The following is a 17,373-nucleotide window of genomic DNA, read 5'->3' on the forward strand; positions in this document are numbered from 1 at the left end:
CGTTACGCCCGCAATCGCAGGCGTTGCAGCAAAGACGAAGTGGCGCCCATGGCGTCACGCAGTTGTGCCGCGGTGACCGTTCGATCAGCCGCGTTAAAGGTCAGCGCATTTCGCAGGGCTGGCCAACAGTGTTTCGGTAGGTTCTTCGGTGCGTGCAACTCGCGCTCCAGGCGTTCATCGCGGGCCTGGGTCGAGGGCAAGCGGCGGAACGGATGTTTGCCGCCGGCCAGTTCGTAGAGCACGCAGGCGACGCCGTAGACGTCGGCGCTGGCAGTCAGCGGCTGGCCTTCGAGCAGTTCCGGGGCGGCGTAGCCGGGGGTCCAGGCGTTGAAGCGGCTGCGGCTCAGGTGCGGCAGGCCGGGCAGGATGCCCTCTTCGGCCTGGCCGAGGCCGAAGTCGAACAGGCGCACGCCTTCTTCGCTGAGCATCACGTTGCTCGGTTTCATGTCACCGTGCAGCACGCCGCGAGCGTGGGCGTAGGCCAGCGCGTCGAGCAGCGGCAGCGCGATGTCGCGCAGTTCTTTCCACGGCATGCCCAGGGGCCGCTCGCAGAGTAATTTGTCCAGGGTCAGCCCACGCATGAGTTCCATGGTGATGAAGGCGCGCTGGCAGTCGGTGTCGACTTCAAAGGTGTGCAAGCGCAGCACGTTGTCGTGGCGCAGGCGTCGGGTCAGGGCGAACTCGCTGTAGAGCAAGGCACTGGCGTCCGGCGATTCGGCAAATTCTTCGCTGAGGATTTTCAGCGCGATGTAAGGGTCGGGATCGCCGAACTGTTCGCTCAGCAAGTCCCGTGCGCGGTAAACCGCGCCCATGCCACCGGCACCGAGCAGGCGCTCGATGCGGTAACGGCCTGCCAGCACATCCGGTAATTCACCGACGCTGGCCCGGGTTGGCGCCAGCGCGGGTGAAGCCTGATTGGGCTTGGCGAACGCAAAGTAGGTCAGGTTGTTGTCCTGCTCTTCGTTCACCAGCAGGTCGTCGATCGGTCGCATGAGTTCAGTCATTGGCGGATCACCACGGCAGTCAGATTGTCCCGGGCCGAGCCACGTAAAGCGCCGTCGAACAGACGCTCCAGCGCGACGTGCGGCACGGTCAGGCTCAGGGCATTGCCCAAGGCATCGCTGCTGAGCCCTTGGTACAAACCGTCGCTGCACAACAGGAACGTATCGCCGGGGTAAACCTCGAGTTCGAGCACGTCCAGCGTCAACACATCAGCCGCCCCGACCGCACGGGTCAGGGCATGCGCCGACGGATGCGCACGGGCGTCTTCGATGCTCATGTTTTGCTCGTCGATCAGTTGCTGTTGCAGCGAATGGTCCTTGGACAGCTGATACAAGCGCTGGCCACGCCACAGGTAGCAACGGCTGTCGCCGGCCCAGATGCAGGCCGCGCGACTGCCTTCTACCAGCAGCGCCACCACGGTGCTGCCCATAATGCTGTCGTGGCGCCCGGCGGTGACGGTCAACTCCTGACCCAAGCGGCGGTTGATCCAGTGCAAGCACTGGCGAATGCCCTTGAGTCGTTCGTCGAAGTCCTCCTGCACCGGCAGTTCCGCCAGGCTGGCGACGATCAACTGGCTGGCAATATCGCCAGCCTGATGACCGCCCATGCCGTCCGCGACCACCCACAGCCCCTGCTGTGGACAGTCGAGAAAAGCATCTTCGTTGCGCGCCCGAACCTTGCCCGGATCGGTACGCGCAGCGCTGCGCCAGGGACTGGCAACCAGCATCAGAGTTGCACCGGCATACGGAAGGTACGCAGTACGCCCATGTCGAACGGGTTCGGCGTGCGTTGGCTCGACAGCAGGTAGTTGGCGCGCAGGCCACCCACGTCCGCTTTGAGCACCAGCACGTCGCGACCGTTCAGGTACTCGGTCTGCATCAGGTCGAACAGACGGAACAGCGACCATGGGCCGGTGTTTTTCTCGATTCCAATCGGGCGACCGACCATTTTGTCGAGGACCAGGCTGGTGCGACCGTCTTCAGCATCGGTCGGCCATTTGAACGACACCGGCACGATTGGACCGTGACGGTATTCGATGGTCTTGTCGCCAAACTTGAACTCGGAACGGCTGACGGCCGGGTCGAGGGTGTACGGCTCCAGTTTGAATTGCACTTGCGGCTCGGCCGGGTTTTCGGCGAAGAAGCTTTGGCGAATGGTTTGTGCCGCGGCCATCTGGTCGAGGTAAACCTTGGAGATCGGCAGGCTGTGACCATCGACGCTGCGCATGCGGTAGTTGCCCGGATCGCCGCTGACGAAAGGACGCATGTAGGTGTCGAAGAACCGGTCATTGATGCCCTGAGCCTTGAAGAACTCGCGGAAGTCGCTGATCGCCACATCGCTGGTGCTGTGGGCGCTGAACGGATAACGCTTGTTGATCGCCTTGCCGTAGAAGCTGTACAGCTCGCTCTGGTAGCGCTGGTTCAGGTACTGGTAGGAATCGTTGAGCACCAGACGCCAGGTGTCTTCGGCCAATACGTTGAACCAGACACTGACCGGACGCGGCAAACGGTTGGACGCATTGCGCAGGTTGCTCAGCGCATCACGCTGGCCGCCCATGCGGGTCTTGGCCATTTCAAACGCAGCCTGCTCCGGCGAACTGGCGCGGGCCAGGCTGGCGACTTGCAGTTGCAGGTCGTTGAGCGCTTGCAAGGCAGGGGTCAAATCAGCAGCCGGGCCGTTGTTGTCATCCAGCAGACGGTGCAGCGGTTCGAAGCGCCGTTGCAGGGATTTCTTCGCGGTGTCCGGCAGGTTCTTGGCAGCGGCCATGTCGGAAGCCTTGTCCGCTGCGGCAGAGGCCAATTTGCCGATTTTGCCCAATTTGCCTTTCTGGTCCGCCAGTGCGCCAGCGGCATCGGCCGCTTGATCAACCGGCTCGGCATCCGCCGGGAACCGGGTGTTCTCGCGCACTTCCACCAGCAGTTGCAACACTGGGGAGTTGGCCGAGGTCAGGCCGGCCAGTTGCTCGGCACCTTCACTGAAATCGCTGATCGCCGGCAGGGCAACCTGGCCCACGGCTTCGCTCCAGAAGTTGGCGTAGTCGCGGAAATACAGTTGCTCCAGTTCGACCATCAGGCGACGCAAGTCCATGCCGCTGATGCCCGAACCTTCGCCCAGCACCCAGTTGTCACGCAGGATATCGCTGACCAGGGTCGCGCCCTGAACCGAGAAGTACTGCTGATAACCCTGTTGGGTGTAGAACCCCGGGATCACGTAGTCAGTGCCGACAAACAACGAAGCCTGCGGGCCCATGTGTTGGCTCAAACGGTATTCCGGCAGGTTGCGGGCCTGCTCGCGCAGCATCCGGTAAACCACGTTGGCCAAGGACTCGCTGCGCAAGACCTGACGGGCCTGGGCCACCAGTTGATCGTTGAGCGGGTAGATAAACGGCTGCTTGAGCAAGCGCTCGAAGTGCGTGTTCAGACCGTTCTGCACCGCCGTGTTGCCGGCGTAGCGCGTGGACCAGTCAGTGGCGACCCAATCCTTGAGCCAGCCTGCATCGCGGCGATCCTTCATGTTCAGCATCAGGTACGCACGCAGGCTGTTGAGCAAGCGCTCGCGGTCCTGCATGTTGGCGCGGATCTGCCCTTCCAGCAGGGTCGCGACCCGTGGCAACAGTTGCGCTTCGAGCTCACGCTCGTAGGCCGCTTTTACCACCGGGTTGGACTCTTCGCCCTGGTACAAACCGCCGCGCTCGTGGTAACTCACGTCACCCTTGTTCGGGAACACTTGGGTCGCCGCGTAGCTGGAGTCGAGGGTCTTGAGCACGGCCATGGAATCATCACGCGGGGTCAGTGCCGAGCGGGATTGCGTCCAGTTTTGTGCCAAAGAACGCAGGTTTTCCAGGCGCTCGTAGTTGGCGGAGAAACCGCCAGCCCACAAGATGCCGAACAGCGCCAATGCCGCCAGCGCCCCCACGTACAGAGCACGCTGGCCCCAATGGATGCGGCTGCGTTCGCGCTTGTCCAGGCCAGCCAGATCGGCTTCCGGGAAGATCACGCGGCTGAGCAAATGGTGAATGAATCGCGAACGGCCGCTGCGCAGGGTCGGCAGCACGCCGGCGTTAATCCCCAGATTGGCGCCGATGCCGGCGGTGGTCTGGTCCATCTCTTGCGTCAGGTGCGGTGCGCTGGTCAGGTAGAAACCGCGCAACTGGCTGACACGCTGGTAACGGTTGCCGGTGAACGCCATGTCGACGAACAGGCACAGGCGTTCGCCGATCTGCCCCAGTTGATGCGGGAAGTCGAGGATGCGGCCACGGCGCTGGGTGTCGCGCTCCTGGTGCATGCGCATGATCACTTGGCTGTTCAGGCGACGCAGCAGCTCTTCGAACTCGGCGCGCAGCACAGCGACGTCGGTGCCGCTTTGCTCTTTGCGGAAGCTGGTGCCAAGCACCTGATCGCTTTCTTCGCGGCTCAGTTGATCGAAGAACTCGTCGAAACCAAGCAGGCGATCAGCCTTGCTGAGTACCAGATAAATCGGCACATCGACGTGCAGCTTCTGATGCACGTCCTGCAGACGAGCACGCACCTGACGCGCCAGGGTGTCGAGGTCTTGCTCGCTGCCACCCAGCAGGGTTTCCACCGGAATGGTGACCAGCACGCCGTTCAACGGACGGTTGCGACGACGCTTGCGCAGCAGGTCGAGCAAGGTGTTCCAGGCGCTGCCATCGACTTCGGCATCCGGCTGGGTCAGGTAACGGCCAGCGGTGTCGATCAGCACGCCGTGGTCGGCAAAGTACCAATCGCAATGACGGGTGCCGAGGGTGTCGCGGGTCAGTTTGCGGTCGATCTTGTTGATCGGAAACTCAAGGCCCGAGAAGTCCAGCAAACTGGTCTTGCCGCTGCCCTGTGGACCGATCAGCAAGTACCAGGGCAAATCACTGCGCCAGCGCTCACTGCGACCGCGATACAGGCTCGACGTCTTCAGGGTTTTCAGCGCGTCCTTGAAACGCACCTTCAACTCTTTCTGCTCTTCGTCGATCAGCTCTTCACGGCGGATACGATCCTGGCCGTCTTCGGTGTCTTCGATGGCTTTCTTGCGCACACCGGCGCGCCAGCTGACGAAGACCATGGTCAGGCCCCAGATCAGGAACAGCACACTGATGGTCAGCAGGCGGGAGGTCGAACCTTCCCAGAACTTGTAATCATCAACTGCCAGCAGCGGCCCGACGAACCACACCAGCAGCGCGAGGAACAGCACCACCAGCAAGGTCCAGACCCAGGTCTTGCGCAAGAATGCGCCGACTTTCTTGAAAAACTTTTTCATCACACGTCCCTGTTTACGGCTGCGACTGCGGCTGGACCGCGGCCGGATCTAGCTGCTGATAAGGTTGCAGAACGGTTTCGCGTTGCTCGCCCAGTACCCAGGCAAAACCTGAATACATCACCACCAGGCAGACCACGGTGAACAGCACCACCATCCACGCCGGCACGATGCGCACCAGGCTGCGGCGCTGATCGTTCAAGCCTTCCCAATGGGGCGACAGCTCGCGAGGCACGTCGCCGCGCAGTTGACGAATCTGGCGATACAAAGCGTCGCGGATGCCTTCGAGTTCGAGCATGCCGCGAGCTTGCACCCGGTACTTGCCTTCGAAGCCCAGGGACAGGCACAGGTACATCAGCTCCAGCATCGGCAGGTGCTTGACCGGGTTTTTCGACAGGCGATCCAGCAACTGGAAGAACTTCTCGCCGCCGAAGGTTTCGTTGTGGAAGCTGCTGAGCAGGCTCATCTGCGACCACTCGCTTTCGTTGCCCCACGGCGTGGTGACGACGGCTTCGTCGACCACGGTGCAGAGCACGTAACGGGCGGCCATCACTTGGCTGCTTTCGGCGCCGTTGTGCAGGGCGCGCACTTCAAACAGCTTCAGCGCAGAGGTCAGTCGCTCGTTGAGCGCGTACATGTCTTCGCGGGTGTCGCTGTGCTTGAGGCGCACCACTTCCGACAACAGATCGGACGCCGCGGCCACCAGCGAATTGAGGCTGATGTTGAACGCTTCCGCCGGGCGCAACCGCGCGGCGTAGATCATGCGTTCTTCGAGCTGTTCGAAGCGCGGTGGTGCAGCGAAATCTGTCAGTGGGCTCGAAGCAGGGCCGTGGCCCTGGCGGTCGAGCAGGACGGTTTTGTCGTCCTGGTTGTATTCCGTGTCCTTGATCATGTCGGTCAGTTCCTGATGGCCCAGAATTTCAGTTCAAGCTCGGCGAATTCGCCGGACACGTGGAACGCGAAACCGCCGGAGCGCTCGAGTTGTGCCAGGTCTTCGGAACTGAGTTCGAGGATGAAATAGGTTTTGTTGGAGTGGAACGCGATCTGCCGCGGGGCCACCGGCAACGGTTTGACCTTGATGCCTGGCAGATGCAGGTTGACCAGTTGGCGGATGCGTTCCACCGGGCCGACCTTGAGGTGCGCCGGCAAGCGGTGGCGCAGTTCTTCGGAATCGCAGTTGGCACTGGCCGCGAGCACGAACGACGCCGAGCCCAGCAGTTTGTGGTCGTGCAACGGCGAGACGATGATCCCGTACTGACGCGCTTGCAGCACCAGTTCGATGGCGTGCTGTTCGAGCACCATCGACAGCACCTGACGAATCGCTTCCATCAGTTTGCGGAAGCTCGCGCCCTGGTCGCTGTGCTGGTAACGGCTGTCCAGGCGCGGGCGTTTGCTGTCACTGGAGAACGTCGCCAGATCGCCGAGCATGGTCAGCAGCGTGCGGTACAACTCTTCCGGGTGAACCTGCTCCAGGCCGAGGTAGTGGCGCAGCAGCAGTTCGGTGCGGTTGATCAGTTGCAGCATCATGAAGTCGCCGACTTCCGCGCCACCGACCTTGCCGTTGGAACGGATGCGGTCGGCGATGGTGTCGCCCCGGTGGCCGAGCATGCTGATGACTTCTTTCAAGCACGACAGCAAGTAGCTGGAGGAATGCGCCTGGATGTAAGTCGGCACGAAGTCCGGGTCGAGGCTGATCACGCCATCGGGCGTGGTGTCGAGCACTTCACAGACCTTCAGCTTCACGTAAGCCTGGTCGCTCTGCTGCTCGCCGAGCAACAGTTTGAAGTCCGGGCGGGCGCAGCTGACCTGGCTGGCGGAATCGTCGCCAGCGTTGGAGTCAGCGACTTCCGATTCGTACGCGGTGTAGCGCGCGAGCACGTCGGATTGCTCCGGACGACGAGCCTCGATGTGGTTGCCGGTGACCAGCGGCAGCGCCAGATAGATCGGCGTGTTGCCGGTGTTCGGCGGCACGTCCAGGGCCAACGGTTCAGTGTTGCCGCCCAGTTCGAACAGGCTGCCATCCGGCAAAATCCCCGAGGCCTGGCTGATCACCAGTTTGCCCATGTTGAGGAACTGCAAGTCGATGTCCAGGTTCAGGAAGCCCCAGGTGTAGCTGCCCAGCAACTGAGTGCGGGTCTTCATCTGGTGGTCGTAGTAGCGATCGTTGTGCTGGAAGTGCTGCGGACGCAGCAGCATGCCTTCCTGCCAAATGACTTTATGGGAGTTCATGATCAGTCAACCGCCTTGGCGAGCGTTTCATTGGTGTTGCGGATGCCGGACTGGTCGAGGGTCAGGTCCGCCTCGGTGACTTCCACCGGGGTGACTTGCACCGTGTAGCGCCACTTGGTTTCCGGCAGGTCGCGGTAGGCAGCAAGGACGCCGACGTATCGGCTACCCTCCTCCACGCTGAGCTTGAGCTCGACGGTTTCGCCCGGGCGCAGTTCCAGCTCTTCGGTGGCGACCATGTCCGGGGCCAGGGATTCCTTGGCGCGCTCGTACAGGCTGAAGAAGTCAGCATTCTCGAACGCCACCGGATGCTTGAGTTCGAACAGGCGCACGACGATCGGCGACGGACGACCGTTGAGATCCGGGTTCAGCTGATCGCTGGCGGTCAGCTTCAGGTTGAGTTTGGTGACGTGGGAGTACGGCGACAGCGACGAGCAGCCAGCCAGCAGCACCAGGGCCGTGAGCGCTGTCAGCGTCTTGAAAAAAGCGGTCGAGCAGCGAGACATGCGCATCATCCTTGGTGGTCGTTGTGAAGGGAGGAAATCAGGCGGATCTGTTCTTCGTAAGCCTGGGCGAAGTCGCGGGCCAACAGGCGTTCGCTCCAGTCATCGTCCTGGCGCAGGGCCTGGTGATAACGCCCATAAGCTCTCCAGCGACTGCCGGAGGTGGCCAGGATCGGCTTGTTGTCGCGTTCGAAACGCAAGGTCAACTGCTCGGGCGAGAAGTGTTCCAGCGTGCCGCGAACCGCTGCGCGGCTGGCAGTCAGCAACGCCACCTGGTGCGCCTGCAAATCACGGAACGAACGGGCGATGGCCTGCTCGGCCGGCAACTGACCCGGTTTGTTCGGCTGCAGCAAAATGCCTAGCGCTTCACCGGCATCCACGGCGAATCGCAGCGGGTTTTTGTTGGTGCCCTGAACGATGGTCTGAGCCAGGCGCAGTTCGTTTTTCAGCTCGCTGCGGGTGCGCAGGCTCTGTTGCAAACCACCGACGCTTTGCTTGAGCAGACGCGCAGCGTTGAGGGCCAGGGCTTCGCGGGCGTCGTGGTCGACGCCTTTGAGGTCCACGCCCAAAGCGGCACCGAAGTGCTCCCAGAACCCTTCGCTTTGACGCTCGACGGCTTTCGGCGCCGGAGCGGGAGCAGGTTCGGCCGGGGCTTCGATCAGCTCCGGCACCATCAGGCTTTCCATGTCGATGCGCGCGTAGTCGGCCCGTTGACGGGTGTCCTCTGGCGCATTGCGCGGGGAGATCAGTTCGTCGATTTCCGAGTACACGCGCTCTTGCTGGTCGAGGGCGTTCAGCGGGTCGAGGTCGAGGAACGCGTCGTCAGGAATGATGCTGCCTGCGGCTTGCGGACGGCCGACTTCGACGTCGAAGGTCGCCGGGTCGCGGACCAGGCGCGCACGGATCTCGAAATCACCCAGCACGTAGGTGCTGCCGTGTTCGATACGCACCGCTTCGCCCTTGCGCAGGCGCGCGCCGCTCTGACCATCCTGGACACCGTTGCTGCTGGTGTCGGTCAGGAAGAAAGTGCCTTCGCGGTAGCTGATGTCCACATGGTGGTTGGACAGGTGACGCTTGCGGTCCGGAATGATCCAGTCGCAATCCTCGCCCCGGCCAATCACGCCACCGGCCTGTTTGAAGGTCTTCTGGCACAAATCCGTGGGCACGAACTGCTTGGTGTTCAGCATTTCGAAAACCAGTTCCATGATGATGCTCCTTGCGGTCACTTGCCGCGATTGACCGCCTGCGGATCACCCAATGGGCGATAGGTGTTGTCGTTGAATTTGTAATTGCCGCTGCAGCCGCCGAGGCCGCATAGAACGACGAGGGTCAGCAGGACGGCTTGCCAGTGACGAACAGACATCAGAGGGTCTCCATGGGTAGACAAAGCACAAAGCGCCGACCCTTTCGGGCGGCGCTGTTAGAAGCGAATAAGGTGAATCCAAGGGGGTTTTGCCTAGCCATCGAAATCACCCAGATTGATATTCAGGCGCCCGAGGCGATACAGCAGGGTGCGGCGTGGCAGCCCGAGTTCGCGGGCGGCCAGAGTTTGGTTGCCGTCGTTTTTGCGCAGGCAATCGAGCAGCAGACTGCGTTCGACCTGTTCCAGACGCTCGCGCAGGTTCAGGCCGCTGGTGTCTTCCGGCATGGTTTCCATGCGCAGGGAGAAATGCTCGGCCAGTAACTCGCCGCCCTCGCACAGCAACACCGCCCGTTCGACCAGGCCTTTGAGTTCCCGTACGTTGCCGGGGAAGTTGTAGCCGGCCAGGTGATCCAGCGCCGCATCGGACCAACGCACCGCGTCACGCTGCAAGAAGGCGCAGGCCTTTTCCGCGAAGTGCCGGGCCAGATCGAGAATGTCGCCTTCGCGTTGACGCAGGGCCGGCAACTCAATCGGGAATTGCGCGAGGCGGTAGTACAAGTCCTCGCGGAATTTGCCTTCGCTGACCAGCACCGCCAAATCCCGGTGCGTCGCGGCAATGATGCGCACGTCGATTTTGTGGGTGTCGTTGGAACCCAGCGGACGAATCTCGCCTTCCTGCAAAACCCGCAGCAATTTGGCTTGCAGCGATAACGGCATGTCACCGATTTCATCGAGCAACAAGGTGCCGCCATTCGCCGCATCGAACAGCCCGGCGCGGTCGCGATCAGCGCCGGTGAAGGCGCCTTTGCGGTAGCCGAACAGTTCACTTTCCAGCAGGTTCTCGGGGAACGCCGCGCAGTTCTGCACGATGAACGCCTGGGACCGGCGCGGGCCACAATCGTGAATCGCCCGGGCCACGACTTCCTTGCCGGTGCCGGTTTCGCCGCGCAACAGCACGGTGTACGGGCTGTGCAAGACTTTGCTGATCAACGAATACGTCTGGCGCATGGCCGAACTCTTGCCGATCAGCCCATAACCGCTGGCGCTCGGGACGCTGACCGGTGTCGGCAATGACTCGCCCACGGGTCGACGCAAACGCTGCAACAGATGCAATTGCCCGAGCACGAACGACCCCAGTTGCCCGAGGGAATCGGCAAAGCCTTGCAAGTCGATATGCCGGTGGCTGGCGCACAGCAACAAGCCTTCAACGGCTTTGCGCTGATTGACCAGCGGCACACACAGCAGCGACTGCCAGGGCCTGACCTGGGGTGGCAGGAAACTGGTTTCGTGCAGGCTGCCGCTCAATTCACCCAGGCACACCACACGGTTCTGGCACAGCGCAAATTGCAGCAGTTGTTCACCGTTGAAATCCGCCGGCAGGCTCGCCGCTTCCCGGGGTTGCAGGATGCCGTTGAGGCACTCGGCGTTCATTCCCAGGCACGTGTGAGTCGCGTCCAGCAGGTAGAGCTGGGTCAACTCACAACCACTGAGCTCGGCCAGACCGCGCACGAAGTCACCCAGCAGCGCAGCACCGTCCGCCGCCCGCGACAGGCTGGCGAACTGCGCCAGCAAGGCTTCGGCATAGACCAAGGGTTGCGGCACTTGAGTGAACATCACACCCACCTCAGGCGAACTCGCAGATCACGCTGGCGTTGCCATCGAGCGTGGCGTGAACGCGCTTAAGGCTTTCACCGGTGGCCATCGCATCGAGCAAACGGTCGGCCACCAGCGGCAACACGTGCAGGTCCAGTAAGTGGTCGATCAGGCGCGCGCCGCTGTCGCTTTGGGTGCAGCGTTCGGACAAGTGATCGACGAGGTTCTGGCACCAGGTGAACTCCAGCTGACGACGGTTCAGGCGCTCGCCCAAACGACCGAGTTTGATTTCGATCAGCTCGCGCAATACCGGGCCGCCGACCGGGAAGTAAGGGATCACGCGCATCCGCGCCAACAGCGCCGGTTTGAAGTGCTTGCTCAGCACCGGGCGAATGGTTTCTTCGAGCACTTCGGCGCTTGGCCGTTCGCCGTTTTCGCAGAGGTCGGCGATCAGGTCGCTGCCAAGGTTCGAGGTCATCAGGATCAACGTGTTGCGGAAGTCGATCTCGCGCCCTTCCCCGTCGTTGGCCACGCCTTTGTCGAAGATTTGGTAGAACAGGTTAAGCACGTCCGGATCGGCTTTCTCGACTTCATCAAGCAACACGACGGAGTACGGTTTCTGCCGCACGGCTTCAGTGAGCATGCCGCCCTCGCCGTAGCCGACGTAGCCTGGCGGCGCGCCGATCAGGCGCGACACGGTGTGCTTTTCCTGGAACTCGGACATGTTGATGGTGGTGATAAAACGATCACCGCCGTACAGCAGATCCGCGAGGGCCAGGGCGGTTTCGGTCTTGCCGACGCCGCTCGGGCCGACCAGCAGGAACACGCCCACCGGGGCATCGGGTTTGTTCAGGCCGGCGGCGGTGGCGCGCATCGAGCGATCCAGTGCGTGTACCGCTTGTTCCTGACCACGGATGCGCACGCGCAGGTCGGTGGCAAAACTGGCAACCTTGGCGTTGTGCTCGCGGGCCAGTTGCGCCAACGGCACGCCAGTCCAGGCGCTGATCACTTCAGCCACCAGGCGCGGGCAGACTTCGAAGCTCACCAGACGTTCTTTGACTTGCAGTGCCGTCAGGGTTTTGTGGGTTTCGTTGAGTGCGGCTTCCAGGGCTTCGACGGTTTGAGTTTCGTCTACCGGCGCTTCAAGGGTTTCGATCACGGTGCCTTCGGCGTCTTCCTCAACCGTCACGGTTGGCTCGACGGCTACGGCGACCCGGGCCTTGGCCAGTTGCTGACGCAGGTCCAGCAGGCGCTCGGCCAGTTCTTTCTGTTCAGTCCACAGGGCTTCCAGCGCGACGCTTTCGTCTTCCGCTTCTTCCAGACGCGCTTCCAAAGCGTCCAGCGCTTCGTGATCGATCAACAGACCGGCCTCGGCATCGCGGCGAAGGGCCTGGCGTTGGCGGCCACCTTCGGCCAGTTCACCCCGCAGACGCTCAAGGCTTTCCGGGGCAGCGGCGAGGCTGATGCGCACGCGGGCGCAGGCAGTGTCGAGTACGTCGACGGCCTTGTCCGGCAGCTGACGGCCGGCGAGGTAACGCGCCGACAATTCGGCAGCGGCGACAACAGCGTCATCGCGCAGGTAGATGCCGTGGCTCTTCTCGTAGACCTGGGCCAGGCCACGCAGGATGGTCACCGCTTCGCTGACGGTCGGTTCGTGCAGTTGCACCGGTTGGAAACGACGGGCCAGGGCCGGGTCTTTTTCGAAGTATTTCTTGTACTCCGCCCACGTGGTCGCAGCGATGGTGCGCAACTCGCCACGGGCCAGGGCTGGTTTGAGCAGGTTGGCCGCGTCGGAACCGCCGGCATTGCCGCCCGCGCCGATCAATGTGTGGGCTTCGTCGATAAACAGGATGATCGGTTTTGGCGAGGCTTTGACTTCGTCGATCACGCCTTTGAGGCGACGTTCGAACTCACCTTTGACACTGGCACCGGCCTGCAACAGGCCCATGTCCAGCGACAACAACTCAACGCCTTTCAGGACTTGCGGCACTTCACCGGCAGCGATACGCGAAGCCAGGCCTTCAACGATGGCGGTTTTACCGACGCCGGCTTCACCGACCACAATCGGGTTGTTTTTGCGGCGACGGGCGAGGATGTCGATCATCTGGCGGATCGCGCCATCACGGCACAGCACCGGATCGAGTTTGCCGTCGCGGGCCTGTTGGGTCAGGTTGTGGGTGAAGCGCTCCAGCAGCGACTCGCCCGGCACGGCGGATTTGCCGGTGGCCGGTTGTTCTTTCTGGGACAAGGCAAATTCTTTCAGGCGCTCGATGTTCAGCTTGGCCAGTAATGCCTGGTAGCGACTGCCGGCGTAGCGCATCGGGTTGCGCAACAGCGCGAGGATCAGCGCCGCTTGCTCGACCTGGGTCTGGCCCAGTTCAAGGTTGGCCACCAGCAAAGCGTCTTGCAGCCATTGCACCAGTTCCGGGGCGAACACCGGGTTGCGCGAAGCGCTGTGCTCGACCCGCGATTGCAACGCGGCGCTCAGTTCACCGGCATCCACTTCAGCATCCTGCAATGCGCGTGCGAGCAGGCCATTCGGACGCTCCAGCAAGCCCAGCAGCAGGTCTTCGACGAGGATCTTGCTGCCGCCACGGGCGACGCAGCGTTCGGCCGAACTTTCCAGGTCGCGACGGGTTTCGGCGTCCAGCGCCTGAATCAGTTGTTGCAGGTCTACGTTGCTCATTTAGTCATCTGTCCTTAATGAATTTTGCTGCCCAGGGTGACCACGCCGTCCGCTTTTTCGCGGCCGAGCCAACTGGTCCATCCCAGGCGACAGGCGTTCTGCTCACCGATTCGCAGTTCGCGGATTTCTTCCTGGCGCAGCACCAGGCGAATGTCGTAATCAAGCGGGTCACGCAGGGTGAACCGCACCAGCGCACACAGCGGCTGGTAGCCGAAACCGATCGGCAGGAATTCGTGAAAGCGCAACCAGTCGAGTTCGCGGATGTGAATCCGGAATTTGCCGCTGCGGTCGCGCACGTGTTCGCCCAGCACCAGGTCTTCGCCGAGCGCGCTGTTGGCGCGGCCGAGACGATTGCGCTGCTCGTCGAGGATTTCCACGCGGCGTTCGATGCACTGCTCGATGGTCAGTTCGGCGTGCTTGAAGTAGTACCGCAGCACCGCTTCGATCAGCGCCGCCGAGTGCGCCCGCAAGCTGAGCAGGCCGAGGTACGGCAGCAGGCGCTTCCAGTTCAGCTCCTGGGCCTTGCGGATCTCTTCGCCGCCCAGGCCAATCAGCGCGAACAGCTGCGCGGAGAAAGGGTCAAGCGCGCCACTCTCGAAACTGGCGCGGTAGCGGTACTTGCGCCAGATCGGCAGCATCAGCCGTTGCAGGCGATGGTGGAACAGGTCAAGGAAGTTGCGCGTCGGGTTGCCGTCTTCGCTGTCGCCCAGGGCTTGTTCGCCATAAAACGCCGGCAGCGGCGAACCGGAACCGACCAGGCCGATCAGGTTGAAACGCATGCGCGCGCGCAGGTGCCCGTGCTCGGTGAAAAACTCCACGCGATCGACGTCACTGCCAGGGAAACCCAGGCTCGGGTTGGCCTGGAATTCCAGCTGATCGTACAAATCGTCCTGGCTCAGGTGCGGGTGGGCCTCGCGCAGCCGGTCAACCACCAGCAGCACGGCCTGAAACAGCGAGTACTCGCGTATTCCTCGGGTCAGTCCGCTTAAAGAAGCGGCTGAAGGCCCATACGTGGTGTCCATTGGTACACCTCTCCCTGTGTGCTTTTTACCCGCAGCTCGTGGTACGAATTGAGACTGGCGTAAAGCGCGAAAAACTCGTTAAGAACCGAAGCGAAAACGAACAGGTCGCCCTCGCCGATATACCCTTCCGGGTCGATGGTCAGCTCGGTGCGCAACCCGCGTACCGGCAACCCTCGGTGCAATCTGTCGACGTGTTGGTGCTTGATCGACTTGAGCCCGCCCAGCAGGCGTTTGCTGACCTTTTCCGCGTGTTGGTCGTAGTAACGCGGCAGGTCGTAGGTTTCGAGAATCACCTTCAACGCGTTGACGTCGGCCAGGGACAAATAGTTGAGCGACATGTTGCTGATCAGCTTCCACAGGAAGTCGCGGTTCAGCGGCGGCGCATAACTCGGCGTGGCCGGGGTGATGTTGCGGAAACTCAGGAACTCCGGCGTTTCTTCGCAGGCCTGGCTGATGTCGCCGAGCTTGAGCTTGCGCGGCAGGTTCTGGTTGGTGCACATCAGCTCGATCGACAGGGTTTCGTGGGCTTCGGTGTGGCGGATGCCGAAGCTCAGGTAAGTGTCGAGGCCGTTGTGCAGCGAGGACGAACGCTGGCGGATGCTGTAGTGCGGACGGCTGTTGGGCACGTCGAAACTCGGGTCGTGCTCGAAGGATTCGAACGGCACATATTCCTGATAACCGAGACCGCCCGGCTTCCAACCGGTGACGGTTTCCACGGAAAACACACCGCAGTTTTCCAGGTCGTATTCCGCTGGCAGCAGCAGGTATTCATCCTGTTTGCCGTCGAGGCGGATCGGCAATGCGTCGTGCTTGAACAGGTTGACGATGGGCGTGCAGTAGAGCTTCACGTTGTCCAGGGTCGGCCGCAGGCGCTGGATGCCGCTCTTGCGAATGTCGAAGCGCAACTCCAGACCGCGCACTTGCTTGAGGGTGTCTTCCGGCAGTGCCTTGAGCAGGTCCAGACCGTTGATATCGACGAACAGGAATTTGTCCTGGAAGGCGAAATACTCTTGCAGGTAGCGGTAGCCACGGAAGGTGTTCAGCGGATAAGGAATCAACGCTTCTTCTTCGGCAAAACCCACCGGTTGCACGCGGTCGCCAGGCATCTTGAACGCCATCGGTGTGCCGTTGACGCCGTTGATAGGCTTGCCGGCGCCGTCCAGCGGGATCAATTCGATGCCTTCCAAATTGCGCAACAGGCTCAAGTAAAGCATCTGACTGATGTAACGCTCGCCGGCGAAATGCAGACGCAAGCGGCTCAGCTCCAGCTCACCGAGGTGACCGTCGGCGCTCATCTCCAGGCGCAGGCTCAACAGCGAACCGTCACCCTTCACCGAGTAATTCAGCGCGGCCAAGTCCAGCGGCAAGACTTCGGTCGGGTAGCAAGTGCGGAAGCGGCAACGCACGTCATCAATCGGCACGCTTTCCACTGGCGTGTCGCGCTCGACCATCAACGCAGGACCCGAACGTTTCAGCGGATCAAACTGCAAAATGCTGAACGCCGGCAGCGGCCGCATGTAGTTGGGCCACAGCAGATGCATCAGCGAATGGCTGAGCTCCGGCAACTCGTCATCAAGCTTCTGACGCAGGCGCCCGGTCAGGAAAGCAAAGCCCTCCAGCAACCGCTCCACGTCCGGATCCCGCCCAGCCTGACCCAGGAAAGGCGCCAACGCCGGGCTACGCTCGGCGAATCGACGACCCAACTGGCGAAGTGCGGTGAGTTCGCTTTGGTAGTAGTGGTTAAAGGACACGGGTTACCTGCCTGGTATTGAATCTCATGAAAAAACTGTCCTATAGAGCGCGACGGCTACAGCGAGTCTTTTGCTCAGCGGATGAATGACGAGGCAAGCACCGAACATATCAGTCGTTTTCCAAATTCGTATAAGGCGTATTACTGATAAATACATTCAGCCAACTTTCTTTCCACTGCGGCATCGAAATCGTGAAGGTTTTAGCCTGCTGATCGAAATCGATCCAGGAGATACCGACCTTTTGTTCGTTTTCAAACGGACGCATATCAAGGGACTGCATATCATATAAGGGCGTTCGGTAAACTTTCTGTGGATTTTGTTTGTCCGTGACTCGCAGATATGCCATTCCACCTAACATAAAAATTTTCTCAACTGGCACGTTCTGCATAACATAACGTCCCGAGGGGCTTTCCACAGAAACATCCGAGGGATAGTCCAACATTGCTTTTACACAATAGATCAGCATGGCAGCGAATACCGCCACAACAATCACGCCCCGTACAATCCATTTTTTTTGAGCGATGACTGTCATTATTTTTTCTCCCACAGATGTATGACCACCGCCTATTCGTGACAGTCCCCTTTTTCCTGAAAAACTGAGATAGGAAATGGTAGAGGCTAAAATCACGATCACTTCTCACCACCACGTTTTGCACTACACCAAGTCTTGAAGTTCAATCGATCAAAATCCTGACACCCATTAACCTTTGAAATAAATATATATGGAGAGGCTGACTCATAAGAAAAATAATAATAGTTTTCTGGATCCTGACCATAGACCCAATAGGATGTAGAACCTTGATTAATTTCGTAGGGCTCAAAAGAAAAAATTGAAGATTCAGCAGGAATGAAATTGACACGATCCATAGCCAACATCATCACGTTAGAAAAGAAGGTCGTCCACATGATGATCCCCGTTAATAAAATGCCGGTTGCCAACACCAAGACGGTAGAAATCGACATT

Annotated in this window: 14 protein-coding genes; all 14 read right to left on the bottom strand. The window is 60.9% G+C overall.

Annotation, left to right across the window (positions count from 1 at the left end; genetic code table 11):
- Window positions 1-2: 2 nt before the first annotated feature.
- The 14 genes from BK667_RS10315 to BK667_RS10380 all read right to left on the bottom strand — a co-directional run bounded on the left by BK667_RS10315 (window position 3) and on the right by BK667_RS10380 (window position 17,372).
- Window positions 3-1,004 (bottom strand): serine/threonine-protein kinase, encoded by a 1,002-nt coding sequence (locus tag BK667_RS10315; RefSeq protein ID WP_185058195.1) that lies wholly within the window; start codon window positions 1,002-1,004, stop codon window positions 3-5.
- On the bottom strand, window positions 1,001-1,729 hold the full coding sequence (locus tag BK667_RS10320) for a PP2C family protein-serine/threonine phosphatase (protein ID WP_123597527.1): 729 nt from the start codon (window positions 1,727-1,729) through the stop codon (window positions 1,001-1,003). The genes BK667_RS10315 and BK667_RS10320 overlap by 4 nt, the downstream gene beginning before the upstream one ends.
- Window positions 1,729-5,268, bottom strand: a complete 3,540-nt coding sequence (tssM, locus tag BK667_RS10325; protein WP_123597528.1) for a type VI secretion system membrane subunit TssM — start codon at window positions 5,266-5,268, stop codon at window positions 1,729-1,731. Before tssM ends, BK667_RS10320 begins: the two co-directional genes overlap by 1 nt.
- Window positions 5,269-5,281: 13 nt before the next feature.
- Window positions 5,282-6,157: a type IVB secretion system protein IcmH/DotU gene (gene icmH / locus BK667_RS10330; RefSeq protein WP_123515720.1), complete on the bottom strand. Its 876-nt coding sequence runs from the start codon at window positions 6,155-6,157 to the stop codon at window positions 5,282-5,284.
- 5 nt (window positions 6,158-6,162) lie between these two features.
- Window positions 6,163-7,494, bottom strand: coding sequence for a type VI secretion system baseplate subunit TssK (tssK, locus tag BK667_RS10335; protein WP_123515718.1), 1,332 nt, complete (start codon window positions 7,492-7,494; stop codon window positions 6,163-6,165).
- Window positions 7,495-7,496: 2 nt separating this feature from the next.
- The gene (gene tssJ / locus BK667_RS10340) at window positions 7,497-7,997 is read right to left on the bottom strand and encodes a type VI secretion system lipoprotein TssJ (protein WP_054048380.1); all 501 of its coding nucleotides are present in this window, start codon (window positions 7,995-7,997) and stop codon (window positions 7,497-7,499) included.
- A gap of 5 nt (window positions 7,998-8,002) precedes the next feature.
- Window positions 8,003-9,199, bottom strand: coding sequence for a type VI secretion system-associated FHA domain protein TagH (gene tagH / locus BK667_RS10345; RefSeq protein ID WP_123597529.1), 1,197 nt, complete (start codon window positions 9,197-9,199; stop codon window positions 8,003-8,005).
- A gap of 17 nt (window positions 9,200-9,216) precedes the next feature.
- Window positions 9,217-9,357, bottom strand: coding sequence for a hypothetical protein (locus tag BK667_RS10350; RefSeq protein ID WP_008030659.1), 141 nt, complete (start codon window positions 9,355-9,357; stop codon window positions 9,217-9,219).
- 93 nt (window positions 9,358-9,450) lie between these two features.
- On the bottom strand, window positions 9,451-10,971 hold the full coding sequence (locus BK667_RS10355; protein WP_123597530.1) for a sigma-54 interaction domain-containing protein: 1,521 nt from the start codon (window positions 10,969-10,971) through the stop codon (window positions 9,451-9,453).
- 10 nt (window positions 10,972-10,981) lie between these two features.
- On the bottom strand, window positions 10,982-13,636 hold the full coding sequence (tssH, locus tag BK667_RS10360) for a type VI secretion system ATPase TssH (RefSeq protein ID WP_123597531.1): 2,655 nt from the start codon (window positions 13,634-13,636) through the stop codon (window positions 10,982-10,984).
- A 14-nt stretch (window positions 13,637-13,650) separates the two neighbouring features.
- Complete coding sequence (gene tssG / locus BK667_RS10365; RefSeq protein ID WP_123515710.1) at window positions 13,651-14,658, bottom strand: type VI secretion system baseplate subunit TssG; 1,008 nt, start codon at window positions 14,656-14,658, stop codon at window positions 13,651-13,653.
- Window positions 14,622-16,409 (bottom strand): type VI secretion system baseplate subunit TssF, encoded by a 1,788-nt coding sequence (tssF, locus tag BK667_RS10370; RefSeq protein ID WP_123515708.1) that lies wholly within the window; start codon window positions 16,407-16,409, stop codon window positions 14,622-14,624. The genes tssG and tssF overlap by 37 nt, the downstream gene beginning before the upstream one ends.
- Window positions 16,410-16,518: 109 nt before the next feature.
- Complete coding sequence (locus BK667_RS10375; protein WP_148060132.1) at window positions 16,519-17,043, bottom strand: hypothetical protein; 525 nt, start codon at window positions 17,041-17,043, stop codon at window positions 16,519-16,521.
- Window positions 17,040-17,372: a hypothetical protein gene (locus BK667_RS10380; RefSeq protein WP_259697990.1), complete on the bottom strand. Its 333-nt coding sequence runs from the start codon at window positions 17,370-17,372 to the stop codon at window positions 17,040-17,042. Before BK667_RS10380 ends, BK667_RS10375 begins: the two co-directional genes overlap by 4 nt.
- Between the last annotated feature and the right edge of the window lies 1 nt (window position 17,373).

Source organism: Pseudomonas frederiksbergensis, assembly GCF_003732705.1.
In the GTDB taxonomy this organism is placed as follows: domain Bacteria; phylum Pseudomonadota; class Gammaproteobacteria; order Pseudomonadales; family Pseudomonadaceae; genus Aquipseudomonas; species Aquipseudomonas frederiksbergensis_F.